The organism is Janthinobacterium breve (assembly GCF_051380895.1).
Classification (GTDB): domain Bacteria; phylum Pseudomonadota; class Gammaproteobacteria; order Burkholderiales; family Burkholderiaceae_D; genus Janthinobacterium.
Genome location: NZ_JBNYXY010000010.1, coordinates 236,882 through 263,141, shown reverse-complemented (window position 1 = coordinate 263,141; position 26,260 = coordinate 236,882). Strand labels below are relative to the sequence as shown.

The 26,260-nt window shown below is 64.1% G+C and carries 20 protein-coding genes and 1 other RNA gene; 17 read left to right on the top strand and 4 right to left on the bottom strand.

The genetic code is table 11. The features are described 5' to 3' along the window. The first annotated feature begins 4 nt into the window (after window positions 1-4). The 7 genes from ACQ4W0_RS21530 to ACQ4W0_RS21500 all read left to right on the top strand — a co-directional run bounded on the left by ACQ4W0_RS21530 (window position 5) and on the right by ACQ4W0_RS21500 (window position 8,887). On the top strand, window positions 5-673 hold the full coding sequence (locus ACQ4W0_RS21530; protein ID WP_436578603.1) for a pilus assembly PilX family protein: 669 nt from the start codon (window positions 5-7) through the stop codon (window positions 671-673). Continuing rightward, entirely contained in the window at window positions 670-4,533 is a 3,864-nt protein-coding gene (locus ACQ4W0_RS21525) for a pilus assembly protein (RefSeq protein ID WP_436578602.1), read from the top strand. The genes ACQ4W0_RS21530 and ACQ4W0_RS21525 overlap by 4 nt, the downstream gene beginning before the upstream one ends. 89 nt (window positions 4,534-4,622) lie before the next feature. Next, window positions 4,623-5,114 carry a type IV pilin protein gene (locus ACQ4W0_RS21520; RefSeq protein ID WP_436578601.1) on the top strand — a complete coding sequence of 164 codons (492 nt, stop codon included), beginning with the start codon at window positions 4,623-4,625 and terminating at the stop codon, window positions 5,112-5,114. 9 nt (window positions 5,115-5,123) lie between these two features. Next, the gene (locus ACQ4W0_RS21515; RefSeq protein WP_436578600.1) at window positions 5,124-5,696 is read left to right on the top strand and encodes a GspH/FimT family protein; all 573 of its coding nucleotides are present in this window, start codon (window positions 5,124-5,126) and stop codon (window positions 5,694-5,696) included. Between the two features lie 73 nt (window positions 5,697-5,769). Next, complete coding sequence (ribD, locus tag ACQ4W0_RS21510; protein ID WP_436578721.1) at window positions 5,770-6,843, top strand: bifunctional diaminohydroxyphosphoribosylaminopyrimidine deaminase/5-amino-6-(5-phosphoribosylamino)uracil reductase RibD; 1,074 nt, start codon at window positions 5,770-5,772, stop codon at window positions 6,841-6,843. 31 nt (window positions 6,844-6,874) lie between these two features. Beyond that, on the top strand, window positions 6,875-7,510 hold the full coding sequence (locus ACQ4W0_RS21505) for a riboflavin synthase (RefSeq protein ID WP_436578599.1): 636 nt from the start codon (window positions 6,875-6,877) through the stop codon (window positions 7,508-7,510). Between the two features lie 111 nt (window positions 7,511-7,621). Beyond that, a complete protein-coding gene (locus ACQ4W0_RS21500) occupies window positions 7,622-8,887 on the top strand; it encodes a hypothetical protein (RefSeq protein WP_436578598.1) in 1,266 nt (421 codons plus the stop codon). Here ACQ4W0_RS21500 and ACQ4W0_RS21495 read toward each other — a convergent pair. Continuing rightward, window positions 8,884-9,309, bottom strand: coding sequence for an OsmC family protein (locus ACQ4W0_RS21495; protein ID WP_436578597.1), 426 nt, complete (start codon window positions 9,307-9,309; stop codon window positions 8,884-8,886). The two genes, ACQ4W0_RS21500 and ACQ4W0_RS21495, sit on opposite strands and share 4 nt — an antisense overlap. Window positions 9,310-9,743: 434 nt before the next feature. On the opposite strand from ACQ4W0_RS21495, the gene ribBA reads away from it, so the two are divergent. From ribBA to nusB, 3 genes are all read left to right on the top strand, one after another. After that, window positions 9,744-10,862 carry a bifunctional 3,4-dihydroxy-2-butanone-4-phosphate synthase/GTP cyclohydrolase II gene (ribBA, locus tag ACQ4W0_RS21490; RefSeq protein ID WP_436578596.1) on the top strand — a complete coding sequence of 373 codons (1,119 nt, stop codon included), beginning with the start codon at window positions 9,744-9,746 and terminating at the stop codon, window positions 10,860-10,862. A 178-nt stretch (window positions 10,863-11,040) separates the two neighbouring features. Further along, on the top strand, window positions 11,041-11,523 hold the full coding sequence (gene ribH / locus ACQ4W0_RS21485; protein WP_094445951.1) for a 6,7-dimethyl-8-ribityllumazine synthase: 483 nt from the start codon (window positions 11,041-11,043) through the stop codon (window positions 11,521-11,523). 91 nt (window positions 11,524-11,614) lie between these two features. Then, the gene (gene nusB, locus ACQ4W0_RS21480; RefSeq protein ID WP_071324693.1) at window positions 11,615-12,085 is read left to right on the top strand and encodes a transcription antitermination factor NusB; all 471 of its coding nucleotides are present in this window, start codon (window positions 11,615-11,617) and stop codon (window positions 12,083-12,085) included. Between the two features lie 107 nt (window positions 12,086-12,192). Here nusB and ACQ4W0_RS21475 read toward each other — a convergent pair whose 3' ends face one another. Then, window positions 12,193-13,110 (bottom strand): transglycosylase SLT domain-containing protein, encoded by a 918-nt coding sequence (locus ACQ4W0_RS21475; protein WP_436578595.1) that lies wholly within the window; start codon window positions 13,108-13,110, stop codon window positions 12,193-12,195. A gap of 478 nt (window positions 13,111-13,588) precedes the next feature. Between ACQ4W0_RS21475 and ubiD the strand changes: the two genes are divergently transcribed. From ubiD to ACQ4W0_RS21440, 7 genes are all read left to right on the top strand, one after another. Next, a complete protein-coding gene (gene ubiD / locus ACQ4W0_RS21470) occupies window positions 13,589-15,073 on the top strand; it encodes a 4-hydroxy-3-polyprenylbenzoate decarboxylase (protein ID WP_436578594.1) in 1,485 nt (494 codons plus the stop codon). Window positions 15,074-15,195: 122 nt separating this feature from the next. After that, window positions 15,196-15,294, top strand: an RNA gene (gene ffs / locus ACQ4W0_RS21465) — signal recognition particle sRNA small type. 236 nt (window positions 15,295-15,530) lie between these two features. Next, window positions 15,531-17,846: a DNA polymerase III subunit gamma/tau gene (dnaX, locus tag ACQ4W0_RS21460; protein ID WP_436578593.1), complete on the top strand. Its 2,316-nt coding sequence runs from the start codon at window positions 15,531-15,533 to the stop codon at window positions 17,844-17,846. Between the two features lie 40 nt (window positions 17,847-17,886). Beyond that, the gene (locus ACQ4W0_RS21455; protein ID WP_034759121.1) at window positions 17,887-18,213 is read left to right on the top strand and encodes a YbaB/EbfC family nucleoid-associated protein; all 327 of its coding nucleotides are present in this window, start codon (window positions 17,887-17,889) and stop codon (window positions 18,211-18,213) included. A gap of 47 nt (window positions 18,214-18,260) precedes the next feature. Next, window positions 18,261-18,851: a recombination mediator RecR gene (recR, locus tag ACQ4W0_RS21450; protein WP_071078710.1), complete on the top strand. Its 591-nt coding sequence runs from the start codon at window positions 18,261-18,263 to the stop codon at window positions 18,849-18,851. Between the two features lie 7 nt (window positions 18,852-18,858). Further along, window positions 18,859-20,079 carry a CaiB/BaiF CoA transferase family protein gene (locus tag ACQ4W0_RS21445; protein WP_436578592.1) on the top strand — a complete coding sequence of 407 codons (1,221 nt, stop codon included), beginning with the start codon at window positions 18,859-18,861 and terminating at the stop codon, window positions 20,077-20,079. A 32-nt stretch (window positions 20,080-20,111) separates the two neighbouring features. Beyond that, complete coding sequence (locus tag ACQ4W0_RS21440; RefSeq protein ID WP_436578591.1) at window positions 20,112-21,254, top strand: esterase-like activity of phytase family protein; 1,143 nt, start codon at window positions 20,112-20,114, stop codon at window positions 21,252-21,254. Here ACQ4W0_RS21440 and ACQ4W0_RS21435 read toward each other — a convergent pair. Both ACQ4W0_RS21435 and ACQ4W0_RS21430 read right to left on the bottom strand, forming a co-directional pair. Next, a complete protein-coding gene (locus tag ACQ4W0_RS21435; protein ID WP_436578590.1) occupies window positions 21,223-23,382 on the bottom strand; it encodes a putative bifunctional diguanylate cyclase/phosphodiesterase in 2,160 nt (719 codons plus the stop codon). The two genes, ACQ4W0_RS21440 and ACQ4W0_RS21435, sit on opposite strands and share 32 nt — an antisense overlap. A 1-nt stretch (window position 23,383) precedes the next feature. Further along, window positions 23,384-26,254 carry a hybrid sensor histidine kinase/response regulator gene (locus tag ACQ4W0_RS21430; protein ID WP_436578589.1) on the bottom strand — a complete coding sequence of 957 codons (2,871 nt, stop codon included), beginning with the start codon at window positions 26,252-26,254 and terminating at the stop codon, window positions 23,384-23,386. Between the last annotated feature and the right edge of the window lie 6 nt (window positions 26,255-26,260).

The following is a 26,260-nucleotide window of genomic DNA, read 5'->3' as shown; positions in this document are numbered from 1 at the left end:
GGCCATGATGGCTGGCGCGGGTGCCCGCTGTTGCGTACCTTGTTGCGTACCCTGCTGCGTTCTTGGTGCGCGGCGGCGTGGCGCCACCCTGGTATATGTGCTGTGCCTGTTGGTGATCATCTTGCTGCTGGGTATATCGGCAGCGCAGATGGCCTTGCAGGGTGAAAAGGCGGCACGCGGCGAGCGCGACCGGCAAATCGCGTTTCAGGCGGCAGAGGAGGCATTGGTGGATGCGCAAAACGATATCGAAGGCTTGCCCGGCGCGCCGGGACGCAGCAGCCTCTTCGCATCAGGCAGTGCGGCCGGGTTCGCGGTCGGCTGCGGCGAAGGGGGCGCACTGGGCCTGTGCCTGCCCGCAACCCCGGAGGCGCCGGCGCTCTGGCTGAGCATGGACCTGGATGGCGCCGAAGCTGACAGCCGCGTGGTGCCGTATGGCCAGTTTACGGGCGCCGTCATGCAGACGGGGCAGGGTTTCCTGCCCTCGCGCCGGCCCCGCTACCTGATCGAACTGCTGCCGTTTCACCCGCCCGGCGCACAGGCGGCGGCCGTGGCAGGCGGCCTGGCCACGGAAAGCTATGTGTACCGCATCACGGCCATGGGTTTTGGCGCGCAGGACAGCACGCAAGTCGTGCTGCAAAGTTACTACCGCAAACAGGCGGGAGCGGGGCCATGAAGGCGCTGTGGTCCGTCTGCTTGCTGCTGCTGGCTTGCCTGGCTTGCGCCGCCGTCGCGGCCCCTCCCGCGGTGACGCTGGCGCGGGCCGACGCGGGCTTGCACGGCGCCAAAGTGCCACCGAATCTGCTGCTCAACCTGTCCCTCACGCATGCGGCCGCCGCTGCCGCGCATGGCGGCGACTATGCGCCGCAGCGCGAGTACGCAGGTTACTTTCACGCGCGCATGTGCTACAGCTATCCGTACCGCAGCAAGGATGGCGCCATGCTGCCGGACTTGCGCGTAGCGACCGCTTACTTCTCCGTGCTGAAACGGGCCGATGCGCTGCACGGCTGCGGCGGTGATAGTTTCAGTGGCAACTTTCTCAACTGGGCCAGCACCAGCATGCTCGACATCGTGCGCTATGCCTTGACGGGCGGCGACCGCGTCATCGACGAAGTGCGCAAGACGGTGCTGCAGCGCGCCTGGCTGCCCGATGCTGGCAGCCCTATCGACTTCTTTGCCCACCCCGTCTTTTTCCCGCGCAAGGTCCTGCAGGCAGGCGTGTCAGCGGCGACACCGTTTGCGCTGGCGCAACTGGCCATCGTTTCCTGTCGCAACCGCCTGCTGTTCGGCGATGCCAGCTTGCCGCCGGGCGGCAGTTGCGACGCGCCCGGCACTGCCGCCACGCACGGCGTGTTCCTCGCGCGCGTGCGTGTATGTGACGCCGTTGAGGGGCCGCTGCGCGACGACTTGTGCCTGGCGTATGGCAAGAACTACAAACCGGTGGGCGCCGTGCAGCGCCATGGCGGCAGGGTGCGCGTGGGCGTGTTTGGCCACTTGAACGGCGTGAGCGCCAGCGCCGGTCCCGTGTATGGCGGCGTGCTGCGCGCGCCGCTGGCCCACGTGGGACGACAGCGCTGGGCGGCGCCCGATTTTTTGCCGCAAGACAATGCCGACGCCGAGTGGAATCCCGCCAGTGGCGTGTATGTGGTGCCAGCTGCGGCCCAAGCTGCGGGCCCTGGCGGCGGGGTGACCGCTTACATCAATGGCCTGGGCCGCAGCAATACGGGGCATCCTGGCGCCTACGCCAGGGCGGCGCCGCTGGCCGAATTGCTGTACGAATCACTGCGCTACTTGCAGGGAAGGCAAGCGAGCACAACGGTGCCTCCAGCCACGGCGCCGCCTGCCATCGACCACGGCTTGCCAGTCGTGACTCAATGGAGCGACCCGCAAACGGCCAGCTGTCAGCGCCACATCGTCGTCAGCCTCGGTGATGCGGGCATGGCGGGTGACCGTTACGTGCCTGGCAATGTTCCGGCAACGCCCGCATCAAACGGCGACCGCGCACGCGCCGCCGATGGTTTTGTGGCGCCGCCGTTCGATGCCATGGCCTGGACGCATGCGGTGGGCAGCCTGGAAAGCGGTGGCGCGCAGGGCAATCCCTCGCCACGGCCCGAGCTGGCGGCACTGGAACTGCTGGCCGACGGGCCGGGCGGCGCCAGCTACCATGCGGCAGGGCTGGCCTACTGGTCGCATGTGCAGCCACTGCGTCCTGGCGCGAAGAACGACGGCGTGGCAAAGGTCGAGCACTATGCGGGCGACTTGCGCCAGGGCGACCCGGCGGGCGTGCCTGCCGCCACGCCCGCCTCCACCCCCTTGTTGCTGGCGGCCAAATATGGCGGTTTTCTCGATGTGAACGGCGACGCCAACCCCTACAAGAGCGCAACGGGCAACGCGCTGGAGGAGTGGAGTGCTGACGGCCGCTGGCCCTCCCATTACCTGCCGGGCAGCGATCCGGCCGCCCTGATCGCGGGATTGCGCGCTGCCTTTGCGGCCGCCGACAAGGGCAGCTTGCCGGTGACGCTGGCGGGGCCGGCGCTGATGGCCTTGGCCAGCGGTACGGAAGAGGCATATTGGTTCCAGACGCAGATGCGCCTGGCCGATGGCAGCATGACCTTGTCGCGCACCGCGTTTGCCGTGGGTGCCAATGGGGCGCTGCTTCCCGGCAAGCCATGGTGGCGCGCCGGCGGGCAGGAGAAGGTGGCGCCGGATGGAACGTCCCCGGCCTTGCGTCCCGTCTACACGCTCGACGCCCAGGGCAGCCTGATGCCGCTGGCCTGGAACCGTCTCGACGCGGAACAGCGCAGCGCATTCGACGACGGCGATGGACAGGCGGGGCAAGGAGAGGCGCGCCTGGCGTATCTGCTGGGCAAGCGCACGCACGAGGTGGGCCAGCCAGGCGGCATCCTGCGGCGCCGTGCAGGCAGCCTGGGCGCTGCGCCGCATGGCAATTTGCTGTACGTGGGCGCGCCGGGGCTGGGCATGCCGGGCGCCGATTATGGCTTGCACCGCAAGTTGCTGCTGCAGCGCCGGAAAATGCTCTACCTGGGCGCCAACGATGGCTTGCTGCACGCCTTCGATGCGCGCACGGGCAGCGAGGTGTTTGCCTATCTGCCGCAGGCGCTGCTGCATGCTGCGGCAGCCGTTGCGAGCACTCACTACAGTCCCGGCCCGCTGCTCGATGGCGCGGCGGCCACGGCGGAAGTGCTGGCGCTGGGGCGCTGGAAGACGGTGCTGGTGTCGGGCATGGGCGGTGGGGCGCAAGGCGTGTTTGCGCTCGACATCACCGACCCGGCCCGCTTCGCGCAAGACGGGGCGCTGTGGGAATTCACGGACCGCGACGATAAGCTCATGGGCAATGTGCGCGCGCCGCCCGCCTTTGCCCGCATCAATATGGGCGGCAAGGAAGGCGTTGTGGCCTACCGCGATGTCGCCATCGTCGCCAGCGGCTACAACAATCATGTGGACGATGGCAAGGACACGACGGCGCCCGCATCGTCCGCTGCGATCTTCCTGCTGGCGCTGGACAAGGCGCCCGGCACGCCCTGGGTGCTGGGGAGTAATTACTTCCGGCTCAAGGTGCCCGTGGCCAGCGGCGGCGGCCATGAAAGCGTCGGGGAGGCGGACGCCATGTCCCGCGCGCTGGGCCCGCCCGCCGTGGTGCCGGGCGGCGATGGCGCACTGGCTTATATCTATGTAGGCGATTTGCAGGGCAATATCTGGCGCCTCGACATGGCTGGCGGGCCGCCTTGGAAGGAGGGCGCGGAGCGCAAGCTCGTGTTTGTCGCGCGCGATGCGCAGGGCCGGCGCCAGCCCGTGACGCAGCAACTGAACGTGGCGTATGCGCCCGGTGGCGGTTATGTGCTGCTGTTCGGCACGGGCAAGCTGGTCGAAACGGCCGATACCTGGCCCGCCGCCTTTGTGTCGCAGTCGTTTTACGCCGTGCATGACGATTTGCGCGATGCGTCCCCCACGCGCAGCCGGGCCGATCTGGAGCGGCGCAACTTGGGCGAGGTGGTGGGCGGCGTGCGCGTCGATGGCGCCGAACTGCGCTACACGGGCAGCGACGCCAGGCACGGCTGGTACCTCGATTTTCTCCATCCCGCGCAGACGGGCGAACGCAGCGTCAGCAGTCCCGTACTGGCCGCCGGCAAGGTGCTGTTCAACACTGTCCTGCCGGGGCGCGATCCTTGCGCCAAGCCCGCCACGCGCCTGTACGTGCTCGATGTGCTGAGCGGCTTTGCCGCCGATGGCGCCGGTGTCGTGCAGGCGGGCGAGCAGACGGGGCGCTTGTTCGACGGCCTGGCGCGCGCGCCGCCGCTGGCGCTGGAACTGAACAGCACGGTGGGCGCCGCGACGGCGGCAGGGCGGGCCGAGGGGCGCAAGGAACTGGCCGTGCTGCAACCGGGCTTGCCCGGTGCGGCCAGCGGAGTACTCCAGGCGCTCAAGGTCGTCAGCGCACCGCTGCCAGCGCGGCGCCTCAGCTGGCGTGAAGTGGCGAACTGGCGCGAATTGCACGAGGCGGCCAAGAAAAAATAAGCGGGCATGGTTGGGGCGTGCTGAAAGTTAACGATGCAAAGGCCCGCGCATCGCATCGGCTGGTGCTTTTTGCAGAGGAGGGACGTCGCATGGGTGTGCTGGCAAGGCGGAGCTGGTCCGCTGCAAACGGTGGTGGCCTCGCGGGCTTCAGCCTGATCGAACTGCTGGCCGCGCTGGCGATCATGAGCCTGCTACTGGCGCTGGCCGTACCCGCTTATCACGGCCATGTCGTGCGCGCCAGGCGGGTGCAGGGACAGGCGACCTTGCTGCGGCTGATGCAGCAGCAGGAGCGCTATTATTCGCAAAACAATCACTATCTGGCATTTTCCTCGGCCTCGCCGGCGCCGCCGTTTCCGTGGTGGTCCGGCGACGGGCCGGCTGCCAGCGCGGCCGGCAGCGCGTATGAAATCGAGGCGCTGGCCTGTCCCGGCTTGACGATCGGGCAATGCGTGCTGTTGCGGGCCATGCCGGGCACGTCCAAGGTCGATGCGCAGTTCCAGGATGCCGATTGCGGCATTCTGTCCTTGAGCAGCACTGGCCAGCGCGGCAGCAGCGGCCCCGCCAGCCATTGCTGGCCCTAGGCCATGGCCATGCGCAAGCGGCCACCGTGGATCGGGCACACCTTCGGGCATACCTTGCTCGAATTGCTGGCCGTGCTGGCGATTGCCGCGCTGCTGGCCGCCGCCATGCCCGGCTTGCAGCACGTGCTGGCGCGCCAGCAGGTGCGCGCGGCGGCCACGGACTTGTTCTCGGCCATCGAATTGACGCGGGCGCAGGCGATGGCGCGCGGACAGCGCGTACTGCTGATGCCGGCCGGGCCCGGTGGCACGGACTGGGGCACGGGCTGGCTGGTCTTTATCGACCGCAATGTCAACCTGGCGTTCGACGACGGCGACGAATTGCTGTTCCGCCAGGGGCCGCTGCCGGCGGGCATCACGGCCCAGTTCGCGTTTTCATCGGCCACGGTGCCGTTTTATATCGCCTACAATGGCGCAGGACGCAGTTGCAGCGCGAGCAATAGCCTGGCGGCGCGCTGGGGCACCTTGTCCCTGACTTTGGGAAAGCAGGTGCGCCATATTAAAATCAACATGCTGGGCAGGGTGCGCGTGTGCGACCCGCAGCAGCAAGCGAGCAATTGCAGCGGCGTGGCCGACAGTTCGTAACCCGACTCACCTATCATTCATCTATCACTCACTATCAAAGAAGCCCGTGGAAATACTCAACGATATCGATGGCATGCGCCTGGCGCTGGAATGGGCGGCGCGCGGTTTATACACGACCTCGCCCAATCCCCGCATCGGCTGCGTGATCGTCCGGGATGGCCAGGTGATCGGCGCCGGCGTGACGCAGGCGGCCGGGCAGGATCATGCCGAGGTGCAGGCGCTGGCGAATGCGGCGGCGCGCGGCAACGACGTGCGCGGCGCCACGGCTTACGTCACCCTGGAGCCGTGCAACCACCATGGCCGCACGCCGCCCTGCTCCGATGCGCTCGTGCGCGCGGGGCTGGGACGTGTCGTGGCCGCCATGACGGACCCGAACCCGCTGGTGGCGGGGCAGGGGCTGGCCAAGCTGCAAGCGGCCGGCATCGCCGTCACCATGGGCGTGCTGGCGGACGAGGCGCATGAAATGAATATCGGCTTCTTTTCGCGCATGCAGCGCGGCAAGCCGTGGGTGCGCATGAAAACGGCGGCCAGCCTGGACGGCATGACGGCCTTGCACAATGGACAAAGCCAGTGGATCACGGGGCCGGCAGCGCGTGCCGACGGCCATGCGTGGCGCGCGCGGGCCTGCGCCATCCTGACGGGCATCGGCACGGTCAAGGCGGACGACCCGCAATTGAACGTGCGCGCCGTCGAGACGCCGCGCCAGCCGCGCCGCATCGTCATCGATAGCCGGCTCGACATCAGCCTCGATGCGCGCATCTTGCAGGGCGGCGGCACGTGGATCGTGGCGGCCATCGCCCATCCCGAGAAAGAAGCGCAGCTGCGCGACCTGGGCGCGGAAGTCATTCTGTTGCCAAACGCGGCCGGCAAGGTCGACCTGGCCGCGCTGATGCTGGAGCTGGGCCGCCGGCAATGCAATGAAGTCCACGTCGAGGCCGGCTCCAGGCTGAACGGCTCGCTGATCCGCGAAGGCTGCGTCGACGAGCTGCTGGTGTACCTGGCGCCCACCTTGCTGGGTGATGCGCAAGGCATGTTTGCCTTGCCGACATTGACGGATCTCAAACAGCAGCGCACTTTGCAATTTCACCAGGTTCAGCAAGTGGGCGAAGATTTGCGTATCCTTGCAAGATTCGCCCAGCGCAATTAATACACTCACACTTTTTTATAGGGTTAGCTCCATGTTTACAGGAATTGTTGCCGCCATCGGCAAGATTGAAACCGTGCAAGCACTCGAAGGCGGCCTCGATGCCGGCGTGCGCCTGAACATCCACGCGGGCGGCTTGCCGCTGGCCGACGTGGCCCTGGGTGATTCGATCGCCATCAATGGCGCCTGCATGACGGTGGTGGAAAAATCGGATACGGGCTTTGCCGTCGATGTCTCGCGCGAAAGCCTCAATTGCACCGTGGGCCTCGATACCACCACGGAAGTGAATCTGGAAAAGGCCCTGACCCTGGCCGAGCGCCTGGGCGGCCACCTGGTGTCCGGCCATGTCGACGGCCTGGGCATCGTGCGCAAGTTCGAAGCCGTGGGCGAATCGTGGGAACTGGTGATCGAGGCGCCGCACGAGCTGGCGAAATACCTGGCTTTCAAAGGTTCCGTCGTCGTCAATGGCGTGTCCCTGACCGTCAACCGTGTGGAAGACCTGGGCGCGGGCGCCGTCAATGGCTGCCGCTTCTCGATCAACCTGATTCCGCACACGATCGCCATGACGACCCTGAAACACTTGACGGTCGATGGCAAGGTGAACCTGGAAATTGACTTGATCGCCCGCTATGTCGAACGCATGCTGTCGCTGGACCAGGCTGCCGCCTGATATAAGAACACAGCAATAAGAACACAGCAGCACAGCCTCCGCCTTGCCAAGCGTGTGTTGCTTTTCTTTCAAACGTGCATACTATGAAGCTTTCCGCAGTGGAGGCTAGCCATGGACCCGATTTCGCGCGCAACCGTGCCCAATGCCATACCGGCAACGCCCCGCGTGGGCGAGACGGCACCTCTGGCGCCGGCGCTGCCCGTGCCGTCGTCCAGCGCGGCGGCGGCCCTTGCCATCCAGTCCTCGACCCAGGTCGACATCTCCCCGCTGGGCCAGTTCCTGTCCGGCGTGGCCTTGTCGCGCCGGCAACTGCTGGCCTTGCAGGGCGCCACGGACGAGGCCAAGGCGGCAAATACCCCTGTGAATGTCAATGACGACTTGCTGGCGCTGGCGCGGCAGCTGACGGAATCGTTTGCCCAGCTGCAAACGAGTGGCATCGATGCCAGCCAGCTGGCGACGGCTGGCGACACGCCGGGCAGCCTGGCGCAGCGCTACGATTTGTTGTCGGGCGACGGCACCACGGATGCGGCCGCCGCGCTGGCGCAAGACGGCGGTTTGCTCACGCAAGCACAGCTGGCCCGCATGGGCATCGACTTGCGTAATGAAGATGTCGATGCAGTAACTTTGCAGGCCGCGTATGCGGCCGACAGCCATACCACTCTGAATGCCCTGCAACAGGGAACGGATGTGCTTGCGCAAGTGGGCGCCGTGCTGGTCCAGCTGCAGGGCGCGCCGCTGGCCGCCGTTGTGGTAGCGGATTTGACGGGCGAAGCACTGCCGGCCAGCGCCGCGCAGGCCACGCTTCAAGGGGGGGCGGCACAAACTGCTGCCATTGCACAACGGCAATTGGAACTGCAGCAGCAGCTGGAAACGGAAGAGCTGAACCTGGACTTGCAGGAATTGCGGCCACCGGCGCCGGCAACCGTCACCCTCGATGAGCAGGACTTGCTGCAGGCGCAGCGGACAGACAGCCAGCGCGTGGATGCCCAGCGCATCGACAGCGAACGCATGAATACCGATCAGCAGGCGCTGCAGGAGGAATCCGCAGGAGCGATACAGGCGGCGTCCGCCCGGACGCAGTCGTTGGTACGCGAAGCGCAAGTGCAGGCCGATGCGGGTCTTGCGACGGCGCAAGCCCAGCTGGCCCAGCAAAATGCGCAGGCGCAAGAGCTGACCGCGCAAGCGGCGGGCATGGCCGTGCCGCCGCCTTCATCGCAAGACCCGTCCGTGGCGGCGGCCATCGCGGCCTATAACTTGAACAATGCGGCGCTGAATCCCGGCTTGATGAATCGGCCATTGCCGGCCAGCGATTCGCGCCTGCCGCTGGTGGCGCCCGTCGCTGCCGTGGCGCCCGTCAAGCCCGTGCCTAAAATCTAGGGCAGTAGGGTAGCGTCCAGGGTAACGTTGGCTTTAAGCAACTTCGACACGGGACAGCCGGCCTTGGCCTTGCCCGTCAATTCCTCGAATCTGGCTTGGTCGGCGCCCGGTATCTTCGCTTTCAGGGTCAGGTGGACGGCCGTGATGGCAAAGCCGTCGTCCACCTTGTCGAGGGTGACTTCGGCCGTCGTTTCCATCTTTTCCGCAGTCAGGCCCGCTTCGCCGAGGATCAGCGACAGGGCCATGGTGAAGCAGCCCGCGTGGGCGGCGCCGATCAATTCTTCGGGATTGGTGCCGGGCTTGCCTTCGAATCGGCTGGCAAAGCCGTAGGGATATTCCTGCAAGGCGCCGCTGCGCGTGCTGATGGCGCCCTTGCCGTCCTTGATGCCGCCTGACCAGATGGCCGATCCGTTGGTTTTCATGTTGCCGCTCCTGTGTGGGGTGTCGCTGCGAGTGGTGTGTCAGCGCCGTGGCGGTGACTGGCTGATCTTATGCTCTTCGCAAGGCCGGCGGCGCGCGTTTTAGCGTCGCCGTTTGCGCTGGATCGAGGAATCGGCGCTTTGTGGGGCAGGCTGCGGCGCCCGTGCCGCAAACCTGTCTTATTTCAGGTCCGTAAGCGCTAAATCCTTTAAAATAGCAGGTTATAAGAAAATTCCCGGAAATTCGCGGAGTATTCGCGCTTGATGTTTCAGGTTCAGGTTCAGTTTTTAGTTACATTAACAACGCCCGGCAAAACCGTCGCGAGCGGAAGGGAGACGCGGCTGAGAAGCGCAACCGTACGAAGGTACGGTGAGCATCGCAGGCCGCCTATACCGACGCGCAGCAGGTTTTGCCAGGCGTCATACGAGGATGAATAATGTCTATATCCAGCACCGAAGAGATCGTCGCTGAATTGCGCGCCGGCCGCATGGTGATACTGGTCGATGAAGAAGACCGGGAAAATGAAGGCGATCTGGTGCTTGCCGCCGATTTCGTGACGCCTGAAGCCATCAATTTCATGATCACGCATGCGCGTGGCCTGGTCTGCCTGACCCTGACGGAAGAGCGTTGCGACGAGCTGAACCTGTCGATGATGACGTCGCGCAACGGCACCGCCTACGGCACGAACTTTACCGTCTCGATCGAAGCGGCCGAAGGCGTGACGACGGGCATTTCCGCCGCCGACCGCGCCAGGACCATCCAGGTAGCCGTGGCCAAGGGCACGCAGCCCAGCGATATCGTCCAGCCTGGCCATATCTTCCCGCTGAAGGCGCAAAAAGGCGGCGTGCTGATGCGCGCAGGCCATACGGAAGCCGGTTGCGACTTGACGGCCATGGCCGGCCTGACGCCCGCTTCCGTGATTTGCGAAATCATGAAGGACGACGGCACCATGGCGCGCCTGCCGGACTTGCTGGTGTTTGCCGAGCAACATGGCCTGAAAATCGGCACGATTGCTGACCTGATCCATTACCGCAGCCAGACGGAATCCCTGGTCGAGCGCGTTGCCGAGCGCACTTTGCACACGGCGCACGGCGAATTCCGTTTGATCGCGTTCCGCGACAAGCCCAGCGCGTCGGCCCATCTGGCCCTCGTGCATGGCGACCTGGCGCCCGGCCTGGAAGCGCTGGTGCGCGTGCACCAGCCCGTTTCCCTGCTGGACGTGCTGGAAAGCGAAGCGACCACCCACTCGTGGACGGTGGCCGCCTCGATGGCTGCCATCAAGCAGTCCGAGCGGGGCGTGATGGTCTTGCTGAACTGCGGCGAGACGTCGGGCGAGCTGTTTGCCCAGTTCACCGCGCTTGACACGCCGCAAGCCAAGCCGAAAGGCCGCGCCGCCAGCATGGACTTGCGCAGCTATGGTATCGGCGCGCAAATCCTGCGCGACCTGGGCGTGAGCAAGATGCAGTTGCTTGCCAGCCCCCGCAAGATGCCGTCGATGGTCGGTTTCGACCTGGAAGTTACGGGTTTTCAGTGCCATCCAGGCCAGGACGCCTAACTAAATCTACTGCGCGTCGCGATTTGCGGCCTGCGATGCTCACTGTACTATTCGTACAGTTGCGCTTCTCGGCCACAACTCACTGCCGCTCGCTACGATTTTGTCAGGCGTCGATGAGAGAGTAAACGATGGCGGCATGTGCGTGTCGCCCTGAACCACCAGATTAAAGAGGCATATGATGACCGTAGGAACATACGAAACAAATTTTGCCGGCGAAGGTTTGCGCGTCGGTATCGTCCAGGCACGATTCAATGAAATCGTCGGTGGTGGCTTGCTGTCGGCATGCCTGGAAGAGTTGAGCAAGCTGGGCGTGGCCGATGAAGATATCCTGCACGTGACCGTGCCGGGCGCCCTGGAAATCCCACTGATTCTGCAAAAAATGGCAGAAACCGAGCAATTCGACGCCCTGATCGCACTGGGCGCCGTGATTCGCGGTGAAACCTACCACTTCGAGCTGGTATCGAACGAATCGGGCGCGGGCATCACGCGCATCGGTCTCGATTACGGCATCCCTATCGCCAACGCAGTGTTGACGACCGAAAACGACGAGCAGGCGGAAGTGCGCATGCTGGTCAAGGGAGCCGAAGCGGCACGCGTGGCAGTGGAAATGGCCAATCTGGCGCAAGCGCTGGAAGAGTTGCAAGACACAGACGAAGATTAATCGTGCTTGCGCCGCAGTGTGCTGCCTGGCAGCGCGCCGCGGTATTCGTCACTATTTGCAGTACATACGTATTTAAGAACAGGTAACAATCATGACTGAGAAAAATTTGCTCGCCAATCCCAGCAAAAACCGCACGCCGCGTCACCGCGCGCGCGAGTTTGCGCTGCAGGGCTTGTACCAGTGGCTGCTGAACAATGAAGACGCGACCACCGTCGTGAACAATATTCGCGCCGCGCATGGCTTCGACAAGGCCGATGGCGATCATTTCACGGTGCTGCTGTACGGCACCATCAAGGATTCGCTGGCGCTGCGCGACAGCATGGCACCCTTGATCGACCGCAACATCGCGGAGCTGTCGCCGATCGAACACGGCATCCTGCTGATCGGCGCTTTCGAGCTGAAGAACAACATGGAAATCCCGTACCGCGTCGTCATCAACGAAGCGGTCGAGTTGGCCAAGTCGTTTGGCGGCATCGACGGCCACAAGTATGTGAACGGCGTGCTGGACAAGCTGGCAGTGAAATTCCGCGAGGAAGAAGTCAACGCCAACAAGCGCAAGTAATAGAAGAGCAGTTCCTGCGGCTAGCGCCGCAGGGCAATAAAAAAGCCACCGCACGCAAGTGTCGGTGGCTTTTCTATTTTGACGCCCCTGTGAGGGCTTTTAAAGGGTCACAGGCCGGCGATCTCGTTGTGGGGCAGCACTTTGATGGTGATGCCACTTTCCGCTGCCGGTGCCTTGGCTGGCGCTGGCGTGTTCGAAGCCATCACTGGCGTCGTGGTCGGCACGCGCTGGCCGGCCGATACTTGCTTCAGGCGGCGGTATTCTGCCAGCACGCGCGAACCGTAGCCCGAGTCGGTGGCGAAGTTGGCGGCGCCCACGTAGGTTTTCAAGCCCGCTTCGACGGAACCGCCACGCGTGACGTAGTCTTTTAGGATCAATGAGCCGACACGGATGTTGGCCACTGGATTGAGGGCTGCTTGTACGCCGCCCATTTCCTGGAAGCGCTCATGGTGCACTTTCGACATGACTTGCATCAGGCCTTGCGCGCCCACTGGGCTTTCGGCGAACGGGTTCAAGCCCGATTCGATGGCCATTACGGCCAGGATCAGCAGCGGGTCCAGTTTGATTTCGCGTGCCGTCAGGTAGGCCGTCGACACCAACATATTGGTCGCATCGTTGGCCACGCGGTAGCGCTTGGAGAGCCAGGTGGTGACCCATTGCTGCTGCTTTTGCGTGCCCAGCAAGGCTTTTTCTTCCTTGGTCAAAGGTGCGTCGTTGGCGGCGGCCGTTTGCACGGAAGCAGGCGCTTCCATCAGTGCCGACAGGGCCGGTGCTTCAACGGCTTGCGCCTCTGCCATGGGCAGCGGGAACAGGCTGTGCGTCAGTTGCTTGCCCAGGTCGGGGCGGAACATCAGCAGGGCGATCAGTGCCAGGGCGGAAATGCCGAAGACTGTCAGTGTGTGTTGCGCCGTGGTTAATACGCCACGTGCCGAAATGGCCTGTGCGCGGGCGCGCAAACGCGCCAACGCTGGCTGGCCAGCCACGGTTGAAGCAGGCAATGCTGCTTCAGTGCTACGATGAGTCATAGAGTTCCCCGAAATGTCGCGTCAACAGGCAGTCCCTCCGCGGTCTCGCGGTGTTGTGGGTACTGCCAATGCCGTGCATCAGAAATATCATCGTTTCCGCCGCGTATGGATGCGTGCGAGAAACGCCGTCATTGCTTGCTTGAGCTGATCGGTCCCGTTTTGGTATTGGATCAGTCGCAATACAACTTTTACCGGGGGTAAGGCAGACGCCTTTTGAAAACACTCCTTAAAATGTCATGTGGAGCCCCGACTCCGTGAATGAAAGAGAAACGCTAAAATCAAGCTCTGGGCCGGCGTGCTCTTTCAAGTTGGGCGAATTGTAGAAGCCGTTTTATATCAAGTCAATACTAACGAATCGATTCTTTATTACTTTTATGTCTTACTTTTTGTCTTGCATTGTGCCAAAAGCCAATAAAATCAATTACTTGGCATAGATCCTTCAGCAACGGCGTCCGACGTCAAAAAAAATTAAAAACACATGAAATATTCAGATTTGCGAGATTTTATTTCCCAACTGCAACAAATGGGTGAACTTAAGCCCATTTCGACCCCCATTTCACCGATTTTGGAGATGACGGAGGTTTGCGACCGCACCTTGCGCGCAGGTGGGCCGGCCTTGCTGTTCAATCATCCGACGGGACACACGATGCCGGTGCTGGGCAATCTGTTCGGCACCACGCGCCGCGTGGCGCTGGGCATGGGGGCGGAAGATGTCAGCGAGTTGCGCAAGATCGGTCATGTGCTGGCGCGCCTGAAGGAGCCGGAACCGCCGAAGGATTTCAAGGATTTGCTGGGTCTGGGTTCGCTGGTGAAATCCGTGTGGGACATGTCGCCGAAAGAGTTGCGCGGCGCGAAGTGCCAGGAAATCGTCTGGGAAGGCAACGACGTGGACCTGGCGCGCCTGCCCATTCAGCATTGTTGGCCCGGCGATATCGCCCCCCTGATCACCTGGGGCCTGGTAATCACCAAGGGCCCGAACAAGAAGCGGCAAAACCTGGGCATTTACCGCCAGCAGGTATTGGGGCGCAACAAGGTCATCATGCGCTGGCTGGCGCACCGGGGCGGGGCGCTGGACTTCCGCGAGCATGCGATTCAAAGCAAGGGCAAGCCGTATCCGATCGCCGTCGCGCTGGGCGCCGATCCCGCTACTATATTAGGGGCCGTGACGCCGGTGCCGGACAGCCTGTCCGAATACCAGTTCGCGGGCTTGCTGCGCGGCAGCCGCACGGAGCTGGTGAAAGCCATCGGCAGCGAGCTGCGCGTGCCCGCCTCGGCTGAAATCGTGCTCGAAGGCCATATCTATCCGGACGAAAACCATCCGAGTGGCTATGAGCATGCGCTGGAAGGGCCGTATGGCGACCACACGGGCTACTATAATGAGCAGGACAGTTTCCCCGTGTTTACCATCGACCGCATCACCATGCGTCGCGACCCGATCTATCACTCCACCTACACGGGCAAGCCGCCGGACGAGCCGGCCGTGCTGGGCCTGGCCCTGAACGAAGTGTTCGTGCCCCTGCTGCAAAAGCAGTTCAGCGAAATCACAGATTTCTATCTGCCGCCCGAAGGCTGCAGCTACCGCATGGCCGTGGTGCAGATCAAGAAGCAGTACGCGGGCCACGCCAAGCGCGTGATGTTCGGCGTGTGGAGCTTCTTGCGCCAGTTCATGTATACCAAGTTCATCGTAGTGGTCGACGAAGACGTGAATATCCGCGACTGGAAAGAGGTCATCTGGGCCATCACCACGCGCGTCGACCCCATCCGCGACACCACCCTGGTCGACAACACGCCCATCGACTACCTGGACTTCGCTTCGCCGGTCAGCGGTCTGGGCAGCAAGATGGGCATCGACGCGACGAATAAATGGCCGGGCGAAACGACGCGCGAGTGGGGCACGACGATTGCCATGACGCCGGAAGTGAAGGCCAAGGTGGATGGCATCTGGCAAGAGCTGGGTTTGTAGAGCGGCTGGGGTCAGACCCTCAACACCGCTAACACCAAGGTCATTGCCAACTCGACCGGGGGGCTGACCCCGGATTTCAGCTTGCTTCCCCAATCCGCCCCAGACCGGTTATAATTGTCCCTGGCGGGCCCCTGCGCATCGTGGCATGGCTAACCTGGTCAGGTCGGGAACGAAGCAGCCACGGCTATTAACCATGAGTGCCGCAGATCAGGCTCGCCTCCTTCGGGAATGTTTATCAGGATCACCAATCAAGCTGCCATGGGCAGCTTTTTTGCTTTTACGACCACATTTTCTTGCCGACCCGCAGCATTGCCGGGCTTGCCGTGTTTTCCCTGTTTCTACCGGGCCATGTTATACAATTGCTGCTTTGCCGCGTTTGCCAGGAAGCCTGGCCCGGCCATGAGGCTTGCGCCCGCCGCGCAGGATCACACCGCAACTCGCATGGTAAAATCTCAGCATGTCCTATCAAGTCCTCGCCCGTAAATACCGCCCCAAGAATTTCGAGACGCTCGTCGGCCAGGAGCACGTCGTGCGCGCGCTCACGCATGCCTTGCACAGCGGCCGATTGCATCACGCCTATTTGTTCACGGGCACGCGCGGCGTCGGCAAGACGACCCTGTCGCGCATCCTGGCCAAATCGCTCAATTGCATCGGCCCCGATGGCACGGGCGGCATCACCGCCCAGCCTTGCGGCGTGTGCGAAGCGTGCACGGCGATCGATGCGGGACGCTTTGTCGACTATATAGAGATGGATGCGGCGTCGAACCGCGGCGTCGATGAAATGGCGCAGTTGCTGGAACAAGCGGTCTACGCGCCAAGCAATGCGCGCTTCAAGGTCTATATGATCGATGAGGTGCACATGCTGACGAACCACGCGTTCAATTCCATGCTGAAAACGCTGGAAGAGCCGCCCGAGCACGTCAAATTCATCCTGGCCACGACGGACCCGCAAAAGATTCCCGTCACCGTGCTGTCGCGCTGCCTGCAGTTCAACCTCAAGCAGATGCCGCCCGGCCACATCATCAGCCACCTGGACAATATCCTGGGACAGGAAGGCATCGATTTCGAACAGCCGGCCTTGCGCCTGCTGGCCCAGGGCGCCCACGGTTCCATGCGCGATGCGCTGTCGCTGACGGACCAGGCCATTGCGTATGCGGCCGGCGCAGTGACCTTGGATGCCGTGCAAGGCATGTTGGGCGCGCTCGACCAGTCCTACCTGGTGCGCCTGCTCGACGCGCTGGCGCAGCAGGACGGTGCCGACTTGCTGGCCGTGGCCGACGAGATGGCGTCGCGCAGCCTGTCGTATAACGGCGCGCTGCAAGACCTGGGTACTTTGCTGCATCGCATTGCGCTGGCGCAAACCGTGCCAGCCGCCTTGCCGCAGGATTTGCCCGAGTATGCAGATATCGTGCGCCTGTCTGCCGCGTTTGATGCGGAAGAAGTGCAGCTGTTCTACCAGATCGCCGTGCATGGCCGCAATGAACTGGGCCTGGCGCCCGACGAATACGCGGGCTTTACCATGACCTTGCTGCGCATGCTGGCCTTTCGGCCCGGCATAGGCGGCGCCGATGGCATGCCGGCCGTCGCACCGGCTTCTGTACATGGTAACCGTCCCGCTGCCGTGGCCGCCGCGCGCGCCGCGGCAGGGGCGTCCGTCCCGGCAGCCCGGGCCGCCACGAACAGCGTGGCCAGCCACGCAGCCGTGACACCGCCCGCCGTCGTGGCCGCCGCTGCCGCCAGCATGGCCCGCAGCGAAGCGCCGCCGCCACGCGTGGCGGCACCGGCACCCGCACCTGTAGCAGCGCCGGCACCAGCAGCGCCGCCGCCCGCCGCCGCCGCTCCTGCTGCGGCTGCGGCTGCCCCGGCAGCATCGGGCGCGCCCATCAGTTCCGCCCGCGCCGCCATCAACGCGGCGCTGGAAGCGGCCCGCGCCGCGTCGAAAGGTCGTCCGGGCAGCACGCCATCGGCGCCATCATCGGCGCCCAAGCCAGCTGCCCCCGCACCGGCCCCGGCCGCTGCCGTAGCCGCGCCAGTGCCGGCAGCGCCCGTTCAGGCGGCGCCGCCACCGCCGGCCGCCGCGAAAGCGCCGGCGCCGTGGGACGATGCGCCGCCCGTGGCCGTCATGGAAGCCCCCGCACCCGTGCAGCAGGCGCGTCCTGCCGCACCGCCGCCACAGCAGGCGCCCGCCGACGACGACTTGCCGCCGTGGGTTACCGAATTTTCCGACGATAGCGCCTCGGCCGCCGTGTCGGCGCCAGCCGCGCAGAGCACTGAGCAGCCCGCCGTCGTCATGCCGCAGCGTGCCGCCAAGCAAGCCGCGCCCAGCGGACCGTATGTGATCACGCCCGTGCCGGGCCTCGATTGGGATGGCAACTGGCCGGCCGTCGCCGCTGTGCTGCCCTTGCGCGGCGTGGCCCAGCAGCTGGCCGTGCAGGCCGAGCTGATCGAATGCCTGCACGATGGCCACAGCACCACGTTCCGCCTGCGCGTACCGATCGACACGTGGCGCAGTCCGGCCAACGTGGAAAAACTGGCGGCCGCGCTCACCGAACGCTTTGGCCGCAAGGTCGCGGTCGATACGGAACTGGGCGCCGTCTGGTACACGGCCAGCGCAGAAGCGCAGGCGCACCGCGAGGCGTGCCAGCTGCAAGCGGAAGAAATCATTGCCAGCGACCCCTTCGTGCTCGACATGAAGCGTGCATTTGACGCTTTTGTCGTGCCGGGAACGATTACCCCTGCACCGGCCGGCTCCGCCGCGCCGACCCTGCATTGATGATTAACAAACTCACAAACTGAATTAACGGAGCATTCTTATGATGAAAAATCAACTGGCTGGCCTGATGAAGCAGGCGCAAGCAATGCAAGACAACATGAAAAAGGCCCAGGAACAACTGGCGCTGGTGGAAGTGGAAGGCCAGTCCGGCGCCGGCCTCGTCAAAATCGTCATGACGTGCAAGAACGACGTCAAGCGCGTTTCCATCGACCCGTCGCTGCTGGCCGACGACAAGGACATGCTGGAAGACCTGGTGGCTGCCGCCTTCAACGACGCCGTGCGCAAGGCGGAAGCGACGTCCGCTGAAAAAATGGCAGGCTTGACCGGTGGCATGAACTTGCCAGCCGGCTTCAAAATGCCATTCTGATGCCATACCGCATGCGCTCGATCTGTGGCACGGGGCAGGGTTGATCCATGTCCAAGTCGCTTGAATTTTTGACCGAGGCGCTGCGGCGCCTGCCCGGCGTCGGCCCCAAGTCGGCGCAGCGGATGGCATTTCATTTGTTGCAGCACGATAGGGAAGGCGCGGCCATGCTGTCGCGCGCCCTGTTCCAGGCCGTCGATGCCGTGCATCACTGCGGCCTGTGCAATACCTTTACCGAACACGAAGTGTGCGAGACCTGTCTCGACGAAGAGCGCGACAAGCGCTTGCTGTGCGTGGTGGAAACGCCCGCCGACCAGTTGATGATCGAGCAGACGCTGACCTACAAGGGCCTGTATTTCGTCCTCATGGGGCGGCTCTCTCCGCTGGACGGCATCGGCCCGAAAGATATCCACCTTGAAAAATTGCTGGGCCGCGCCAACGATGGCGTGGTGGGTGAAGTGGTGCTTGCCACCAACTTCACCAATGAAGGCGAAGCGACGGCCCATTACATCAGCGAAATGCTGAAGGCGCGGGGCTTGCGCGTGAGCCGTCTGGCCCGCGGCGTGCCCGTGGGCGGCGAACTGGAATACGTCGACGCGGGCACGATTGCCCGCGCGATGCTCGACCGCAGGGCAACCTGAGCACAATATGACAGAATCCTCCGCGAACGCTGGTCCCTTGACGGGCATCAAAGTCCTGGAACTGGGCACCCTGATCGCGGGGCCGTTCTGCGCCCGCATGCTGGCCGAATTCGGCGCCGACGTGATCAAGATCGAGTCGCCCGATGGCGGCGACCCTATCCGTACCTGGCGCGTGCTGAAGGATGGCACCTCCTTGTGGTGGTCGGTGCAGGCGCGCAACAAGAAAAGTCTGACCTTGAATCTGAAAACGCCGGAAGGCCGGGCCATCGCCCGCCAGCTGGCCCTGGAAGCGGACATCATCGTCGAGAATTACCGCCCCGGCGTGCTGGAAAAGTGGGATCTCGGCTATGAGCAGTTGAAGAAAGACAAGCCCTCCCTCATCATGGTGCGCCTGTCCGGCTTTGGCCAGACGGGTCCGATGAAGGATTTGCCGGGTTTCGGCGCCATCGGCGAATCCATGGGCGGCTTGCGCTATGTGTCCGGCTTTGCCGACCGTCCGCCCGTGCGGGTCGGCGTGTCGATTGGCGACTCGGTGGCGGCCCTGCATGGCGTGATCGGCGCCATGATGGCCCTGCGCCACCGCGATGTGACGGGTGGTGCGGTTGCCGGCGAAGGCCAGATGGTCGACGTGGCCCTGTACGAATCCGTGTTTAACCTGATGGAGTCGCTGGTACCTGAATATGACCAGGCGGGCGTGGTGCGCGAGCGCACGGGCGGCTCCTTGCCCGGCATCGTGCCGTCGAATACCTACACCACGGGTGACGGCGAAAACATCGTCATCGCAGGCAACGGCGACGCCATCTTCAAGCGCCTGATGCTGGCCATGGGCCGCATCGACATGGCGGGCGACCCGCAGCTGGCGCGCAACGACGGCCGGGTGGCGCGCACGCAGGAAATCGATGACGCCATCGGCGCGTGGTGCGCCACGCACACGATCAACAGCGCGCTGGCCGTGCTGAAGGCGGCCGACGTGCCGTCCGGAAAAATTTACTCCGTGCGCGATATGCTGAGCGATCCGCAATTTCTCGCCCGCGATATGTTTGAACAACACCATTTCGCTGACGGCACGCCCGTCAAATTGCCCGCCATCAGCCCGAAACTGTCCGCCACGCCGGGCAAGACCCAGTGGCTAGGACCGACCCTGGGCCAGCATAACGACGAAGTGCTGGCGTCGCTGGGCTATGATGCGGCCGCCATCGCGCGGCTCAAGACCGATGGCGTGGTGTAAGCCACGCTCCTGCCGACTCAACGATACCGATCATGCCTCCATTGTTCCGCCGCGCGCGTAGCGCGCTTGCCCTGGCGTCTGCCGCCATCCTCCTCTCGGCTTGCGCCAGCTTCCCCCACGATGCGCCGATCACGACCCTGCGCCTGATCGGCGAGCAGCGCATCGCGCTCAGGCACGCGTTCGAGGGCACCACGGTGGGCGGCTTGTCCGGCATCGATTACGCTGCGGACAGCAACAGCTGGGTGATGGAAAGCGATGACCGTTCGGAAATCAATCCGGCCCGCTTCTACCGCGCCACTTTGGCCTACGACAGCAAGGCGTTTACGGGCGTGACCCTGAGCAGCGTGCATTTCTTCACGCAGCCCGACGGCAGCCGCTATCCGAACCTGGCACATGCCAAGCTGGAAAGTGGCGACCAGGTGCCCGACATCGAAACCATCCGCGTCGACCCGCAGGACGGCAGCCTGTGGTACGGCAGCGAAGGCAACCGCAAGGTGGGCTTGCACCCCTTCGTGCGCCACGCAGACCACGATGGCAAGTATCTGGCCACCTTGCCCACGCCCGCCATGTTCAATGTCTCGAAGGAAGAAATCGGTTCGCGCAACAACATGAGTTTTGAAGCGCTGTCGTTTTCCTCGGATGGCAAGAGCTTGTGGCTGGGCATGGAAGCGGCCCTGTACCAGGATGGCCCGCTGGCCACGCCCGATCACGGCTCCGTGGTGCGCATCACGCGCCTGGACCGCGCGGGCAAGGTGCTGCGCCAGTATGCTTATCCGATTGAGCCGGTGGCGTCGCGGCCCGCGCCGGGACGCGAAGCGGACAATGGCGTGTCGGAAATCCTCGCCGTGAATGACCACCAGTTGCTGGTGGTGGAGCGGGCCGGCGTGGAACACGCCGATGGCGTGTATACGAACCACGTGCGCATCTATGCGATGGAGACGGAGGGCGCCACCGATATCCAGTCCATCGCGGCCCTGGCGGGCGCGGCCTATATGCCGGCGCGCAAGCGATTGCTGCTGGACCTGGAAAAGATCGGTCTTGAAAGAGTCGATAATATCGAAGGCATCAGCTGGGGCCCGCGCCTGGAAAACGGCCGCCGCAGCCTGGTGATGATTTCCGACGACAATTTCAACGCGCAGCAAGTCACGCAAATCCTTGCCTTCGAAGTGCTCTAGTTTCCAGGCTGGCCAGTTGGTCGGCTTGCCTGGCCAGCATGGCCGTGATCGTGTCGTGCGGCGACGGGTGGCCCAGGAAATAGCCTTGCGCCATGTCGCAGCCGTATTCTTCCAGCATCAGCAACTGCTCGTCCGTCTCCACGCCCTCGGCCACCACCACCATCTTCAAGCCATGCGCCATGGCAATGATGGCGCGCGTGATGGCCGCGTTTTCCGTATCTTGCGGCAAGCCGGCGATAAAACTCTTGTCGATTTTTAAGGCCCGCACGTCGAAGCGTTTCAGGTAATTCATCGACGAGTAGCCCGTGCCGAAGTCATCGATCGACAGGTACACGCCGATGCCGCGCAATTGCTCCAGGGTCACCATGGTGGCGCGCGCATCGTCCATCAACGTTCCTTCCGTCAATTCCAGTTCCAGCAGGCGCGCATCGAGGCCCGTGTCGGCCAGCACCGAGAGCACGATCTGCATCAGGTTTTCATCCTTGAATTGCTTGGCCGACAGGTTCACGGCCATGCGGATGGCACGCCCGCCATCGCTTTGCCACGCCTTGGCCTGGTTGCAGGCCGTGCGCAGCACCCATTCGCCGATGGGCACGATCAGCCCCGTCTCTTCGGCCAGCGGGATGAATTCCGTGGGCGAAATGATGCCCCGTTCGGGATGGCGCCACCGGACCAGCGCTTCCACGCCCACGATCTGCGTGCTGGGCACGTCGATCTGCGGCTGGTACAGCAGGTACAGTTCGTTGTTTTGCAAGGCCTTGCGCAGCCCCACTTCCATTTTCACGTGGCTCATGATTTCCATCGTCAGCGATGAACTGTAGAGCTTGGCGTTGTTCTTGCCGCAGTTCTTTGCGTGGTACATGGCCGTGTCCGCATATTTCAACAGCGAATTGCAATCCTCTCCATCTTCCGGATACAGCGAAATGCCGATGCTGGCCGTGACGAAAATCTCGTGCCCCTCGATCATGAAGGGGCGCCGCATGGCTTCCTTGACCCTGTGCGCCACGTTGAGCGCATCTTCCACCCGCTCCAGGTCGGGAATCAATATTGTGAATTCGTCTCCGCCCAGGCGCGCCAGATTGCTGCCGCCGGAGCTGGCCTCAAACTCGTGTTCGGCGCGCAGAACCAGGTCGCTGGGGCGGATGGTTTCGCGCAGGCGTCCGGACACCACCTTGAGCAAATGGTCGCCCACGTCGTGGCCCAGGGTGTCGTTGATGCGCTTGAAGGCATCGAGGTCCATGAACAGCACGGCGAATTTCTTGTCGTGCTCTTTCGAGCGCACCAGTTCGCGTTCCAGCGTTTCCAGGAAGGCTTGCCGGTTGGGGATGCCCGTCAGGCTGTCGCAATAGGCGAGGCGGCGGATCTGCTCTTCCGTGCGCTTGCGCTCGCTGATGTCGCGCACCAGGCCCAGCACCTCGTCGGCCCCCGTTGCCACCAGGCGCGCTTCGAAATGGCGCGTGCTGTTTTCGTGCGTGAGCGTGTAGTCGACCGAGCCGATGTGCTGCGTGGCCAGCACGGCGTGCGCCTTGTCCAGCAGGCGCGCGGCGATTTCGGGCGGTAGCACGTCGCCGATATGGCTGCCCACGCAGTCGCTGATGGAAAAGCCCGCGCTGGCGTCGTGCCCCTGTTCATAGTCGAGATAAAAGCCCTCGCGGTTCAGACGAAAGAAGGTGTCGGGGATGGCGGCCAGCACGGCGCGGTTGTGCGCGTCGGCGATGCGCAGGCGGGCGATGGCGTCGCTGGCGCGCAACACGTACAGCGCGCGATGACCCAGGATGGGCCAGTTGATGGGCTTGGAAATGAAATCCGTGGCGCCCACCTCGTAGGCACGCGTGACCGCTTCCAGCTCGTCGTCGCCCGTGACCATGATGATGGGTACGGTGCCGCCCACTTCCTGGCGGCGGATTTCGCGGCACACGGCAAAGCCGTCCAGGGCCGGCATGTCGACGTCGAGCATGACCAGGTCCGGCCCGCTGTGCTTGTAGCTGGCCAGCGCCTGCACGCCATCCTCGGCCTCGATCACGTCCAGGCCCACCTGCGTGAGCATTTGCCGCATCAGCAGGCGCATCACGGGATCGTCGTCGGCGACCAGCACCAGGCCGCGTGGGGGAGGGAGGGGCGCTGTCATGTCAGTGTTCCTTCACGAGGATGGCGCTCAGCGATTCGCGTACGGCCAGGAAGGCTTGCTGCATCTGCTGCAGCAGGATGGCGGCGCCCTCGGTACTGCCGGCGCGGCCCAGTTTTTCCATTTCCTTGCACAGCTGCGCCAGGCCATCGGCGCCCACGTTGGCGCTGCCCGACTTGAGGCTGTGCGCCACCTTGCGCAGCGCTTCCGCATCCGCGCCGGCAATCGCTGCGCGCATGGCGCTCAATTGGCGTGGCGTCTCGCCGGTAAAAGCGAGGATGACGCGTTCCAGCAGCGCATCGCCATCGGCGCGCGACAGGGCGCGGATGTTTTCCAGCGCCTGCCGGTTCAGCGGCAGGCCGGCGGGCGGGACGGTAGGCACGGGCAGCTGCACCTCGGGCGGCATTTCCACAGGCGCTTGCGGCGTTTGCGGCTGCGGCGCCTCGCTGTGGTGCACGGTGGCCGCGCGCGGCAGGGTGATCCAGCGCGCGATCGTGTGGCCCAGGTCTTGCTGCGTGAACGGTTTGCTCAGGTAATCGTCCATGCCGGCCGCCAGGCATGCTTCGCGGTCGCCCTGCAGCGCATTGGCCGTGATGGCGACGATGGGCAGCACGCGCGCGTGGCCGCACTGCTGTTCATGGCGGCGGATTTCCGCCGTGGCGGCAAAGCCATCCATCACGGGCATCTGGCAATCCATCAGTATCAGATCGAAATCCTCGGCCTGCGCCGCCTGCAAGGCTTCTTCGCCGTTGCCCGCACACACCACATCCAGGCCCAGGCTGTCGAGCATGGCCAGCGCCACTTCCACGTTGACGCGATTGTCCTCGGCCAGCAGCACGCGGCGGCGCTGGCGCCGGCCCACCTGCCGCGCCGCGTGCGGCGGATGGATGCGCATGCCCTCGCTGGCGCGCGGCGGCGTGACGATGCAGTCGAACAGGTCGCATTCGCGCGCCGGCTTGATCAGCTGGAAGGCCACGCCCGCCTCGCGCCGCTGCACGGGGTCGGCCGCCGCCTGCTCCGTGCTCAGCAGCAGAAGCTTGAGGTCGGCCAGCAGCGGGTCGCTCTTGATGGTGGCGGCCAGGGCCAGGCCGCTGGTGCGCGGCAATTCCATGTCGAGCAGGGCCACTGCATACGGCGTGCCCGCCTGCGCGGCTGCGCGCAGCTTGCCCAGGCAGTCGCTGGCCGTGCCGGCGCTGTCGCTGACGATGTGCCAGCTGGCCAGTTGCCGTTCCAGCACGGCGCGCGTGGCAGGTGTGTGGTCGACGATCAAGGCGCGTAACCCTCGCGTGGTTTTCAGGTTGAAGGACGGGTCGTCGCTGTCGACGCGCCGCTTATCGAAATTTACTTCGAACCAGAAGATCGATCCTTGCGTTAAAGCATTATCAACGCCGATAGTGCCGCCCATCAGCCCTACCAGCTGTTTCGAGATCGTCAGTCCCAGGCCCGTGCCGCCGTGCTTGCGCGTGGTCGAGCCATCCGCCTGCGAGAACGATTCGAAGATGCGCGTCTGCGCCTCGCTGGAGACGCCGATGCCCGTATCGTGCACCTCGAAGCGCAAGCCCACGCTGGGCGCGTCTTCGCTGCACACTGCCACTTTGACGGTGACCTGGCCCGTTTCCGTGAACTTGATGGCATTGCCCAGCAGATTGACGATGATCTGGCGCAAACGGTTCGGGTCGCCGCAGATGGCGATGGGAATGTCGTGGGCGATATCGAATTCCAGGCTGATATTTTTCGCTTCCGCCTGCGGCGCGAATACGTGTTCTATATCGTCGAGCAATTCGCGGAAATTGAAGCGGATGTATTCCACGCTCAGCTTGCCCGCCTCGATCTTGGAAAAGTCGAGGATGTCGTTGATGATTACCAGCAAATTCTGTCCCGAGCGCTGCACCATGCTCGTGTAGTGGCGCTGCTGCGGGCTCAAAGGGCTGGCCAGCAGCAGTTCCGTCATGCCCAGCACGCCATTCATGGGCGTGCGGATTTCATGGCTCATGGTGGCGAGGAACGCGCTCTTCGCCTGGCTGGCCGCCTCGGCCGCGTCCTTGGCCTTTTCCAGCTGCGCCGTGCGCACGCCCACCTGGCGTTCGAGCTGGTCGCGGTAATTGGCCAGGGTGCTGTCGCGGCTGTCGATCTGCGCCAGCATGTCGTTGAAACTGTCGATCAGCACGCCCAGCTCGTCGCTGCGCTGGTGCGCGATGCGGTGGCTGTAGGTCTGGCTGCTCGACACTTTTTGCGCTGTATCAATCAGCTTGGTGATCGGTTCGGCAATCACGCTCTTGAAGCGCCGCGCCAGAAACACGGCCACCAGGAAGGACAGCACGGTGGCGCCGCCGATGGCGCCCACGTGGCGGCCGATGTCGCGCCACATGTGGTTCAGGTCGGCCTCGATCAGCACGGCGCCGATGATCTGTTGCGCCTCGCCTGGCCGGTACACGGGATGGTACAAACGCATGGCGGGCGCCAGGGTCGTGCCCGCGCCTTGCGTGACGGGCTGCACGGCCATGTCGGCCAGCAGGGCCGGGTCCATGTCTTCCGGCGTAGCCAGTCCCTCGGCGTGCTGCGGCGCGCGGTACAGGGCGAACAGGCGCCCGCCCCGGTCAAACAGGGCCGCCTGGGCAATCTCGTCGCGCGCGGCCAGTGACGCCAGCACCTGTTGCGCCTGCGCCTGGGCAGGCTTGCCCGCCAGCAAAGGCACCGCGCTGGCCGCACCGATTACGCCCGCCAGCGACAGCAATTGCTTGCCTTCATCGTTCTTGTGGCTGAGCACGGACGTCAGCGCAAACGCCACGAACACCAGCAGCAGCGCGCAGCCTGACGACAGCACCGAAATCATGGTCAACTTCTGGCTGATGCTGGAGCGTTGGAAATTGAACATGATGGC

Bases quoted from the DNA above. Each gene is read 5' to 3' on its own strand.
- ACQ4W0_RS21520 (WP_436578601.1), top strand. From the start codon at position 4,623: ATGGGTGTGCTGGCAAGGCGGAGCTGGTCCGCTGCAAACGGTGGTGGC.
- ACQ4W0_RS21530 (WP_436578603.1), top strand. From the start codon at position 5: ATGATGGCTGGCGCGGGTGCCCGCTGTTGCGTACCTTGTTGCGTACCC.
- ACQ4W0_RS21475 (WP_436578595.1), bottom strand. From the start codon at position 13,110: ATGACTCATCGTAGCACTGAAGCAGCATTGCCTGCTTCAACCGTGGCT.
- ACQ4W0_RS21500 (WP_436578598.1), top strand. From the start codon at position 7,622: ATGGACCCGATTTCGCGCGCAACCGTGCCCAATGCCATACCGGCAACG.
- ACQ4W0_RS21495 (WP_436578597.1), bottom strand. From the start codon at position 9,309: ATGAAAACCAACGGATCGGCCATCTGGTCAGGCGGCATCAAGGACGGC.
- ubiD (WP_436578594.1), top strand. From the start codon at position 13,589: ATGAAATATTCAGATTTGCGAGATTTTATTTCCCAACTGCAACAAATG.
- ribD (WP_436578721.1), top strand. From the start codon at position 5,770: ATGCGCCTGGCGCTGGAATGGGCGGCGCGCGGTTTATACACGACCTCG.
- ACQ4W0_RS21505 (WP_436578599.1), top strand. From the start codon at position 6,875: ATGTTTACAGGAATTGTTGCCGCCATCGGCAAGATTGAAACCGTGCAA.
- nusB (WP_071324693.1), top strand. From the start codon at position 11,615: ATGACTGAGAAAAATTTGCTCGCCAATCCCAGCAAAAACCGCACGCCG.
- ACQ4W0_RS21455 (WP_034759121.1), top strand. From the start codon at position 17,887: ATGATGAAAAATCAACTGGCTGGCCTGATGAAGCAGGCGCAAGCAATG.
- ribBA (WP_436578596.1), top strand. From the start codon at position 9,744: ATGTCTATATCCAGCACCGAAGAGATCGTCGCTGAATTGCGCGCCGGC.
- ACQ4W0_RS21525 (WP_436578602.1), top strand. From the start codon at position 670: ATGAAGGCGCTGTGGTCCGTCTGCTTGCTGCTGCTGGCTTGCCTGGCT.
- dnaX (WP_436578593.1), top strand. From the start codon at position 15,531: ATGTCCTATCAAGTCCTCGCCCGTAAATACCGCCCCAAGAATTTCGAG.
- ACQ4W0_RS21445 (WP_436578592.1), top strand. From the start codon at position 18,859: ATGACAGAATCCTCCGCGAACGCTGGTCCCTTGACGGGCATCAAAGTC.
- ACQ4W0_RS21435 (WP_436578590.1), bottom strand. From the start codon at position 23,382: ATGACAGCGCCCCTCCCTCCCCCACGCGGCCTGGTGCTGGTCGCCGAC.
- ACQ4W0_RS21430 (WP_436578589.1), bottom strand. From the start codon at position 26,254: ATGTTCAATTTCCAACGCTCCAGCATCAGCCAGAAGTTGACCATGATT.
- recR (WP_071078710.1), top strand. From the start codon at position 18,261: ATGTCCAAGTCGCTTGAATTTTTGACCGAGGCGCTGCGGCGCCTGCCC.
- ACQ4W0_RS21515 (WP_436578600.1), top strand. From the start codon at position 5,124: ATGCGCAAGCGGCCACCGTGGATCGGGCACACCTTCGGGCATACCTTG.
- ribH (WP_094445951.1), top strand. From the start codon at position 11,041: ATGACCGTAGGAACATACGAAACAAATTTTGCCGGCGAAGGTTTGCGC.
- ACQ4W0_RS21440 (WP_436578591.1), top strand. From the start codon at position 20,112: ATGCCTCCATTGTTCCGCCGCGCGCGTAGCGCGCTTGCCCTGGCGTCT.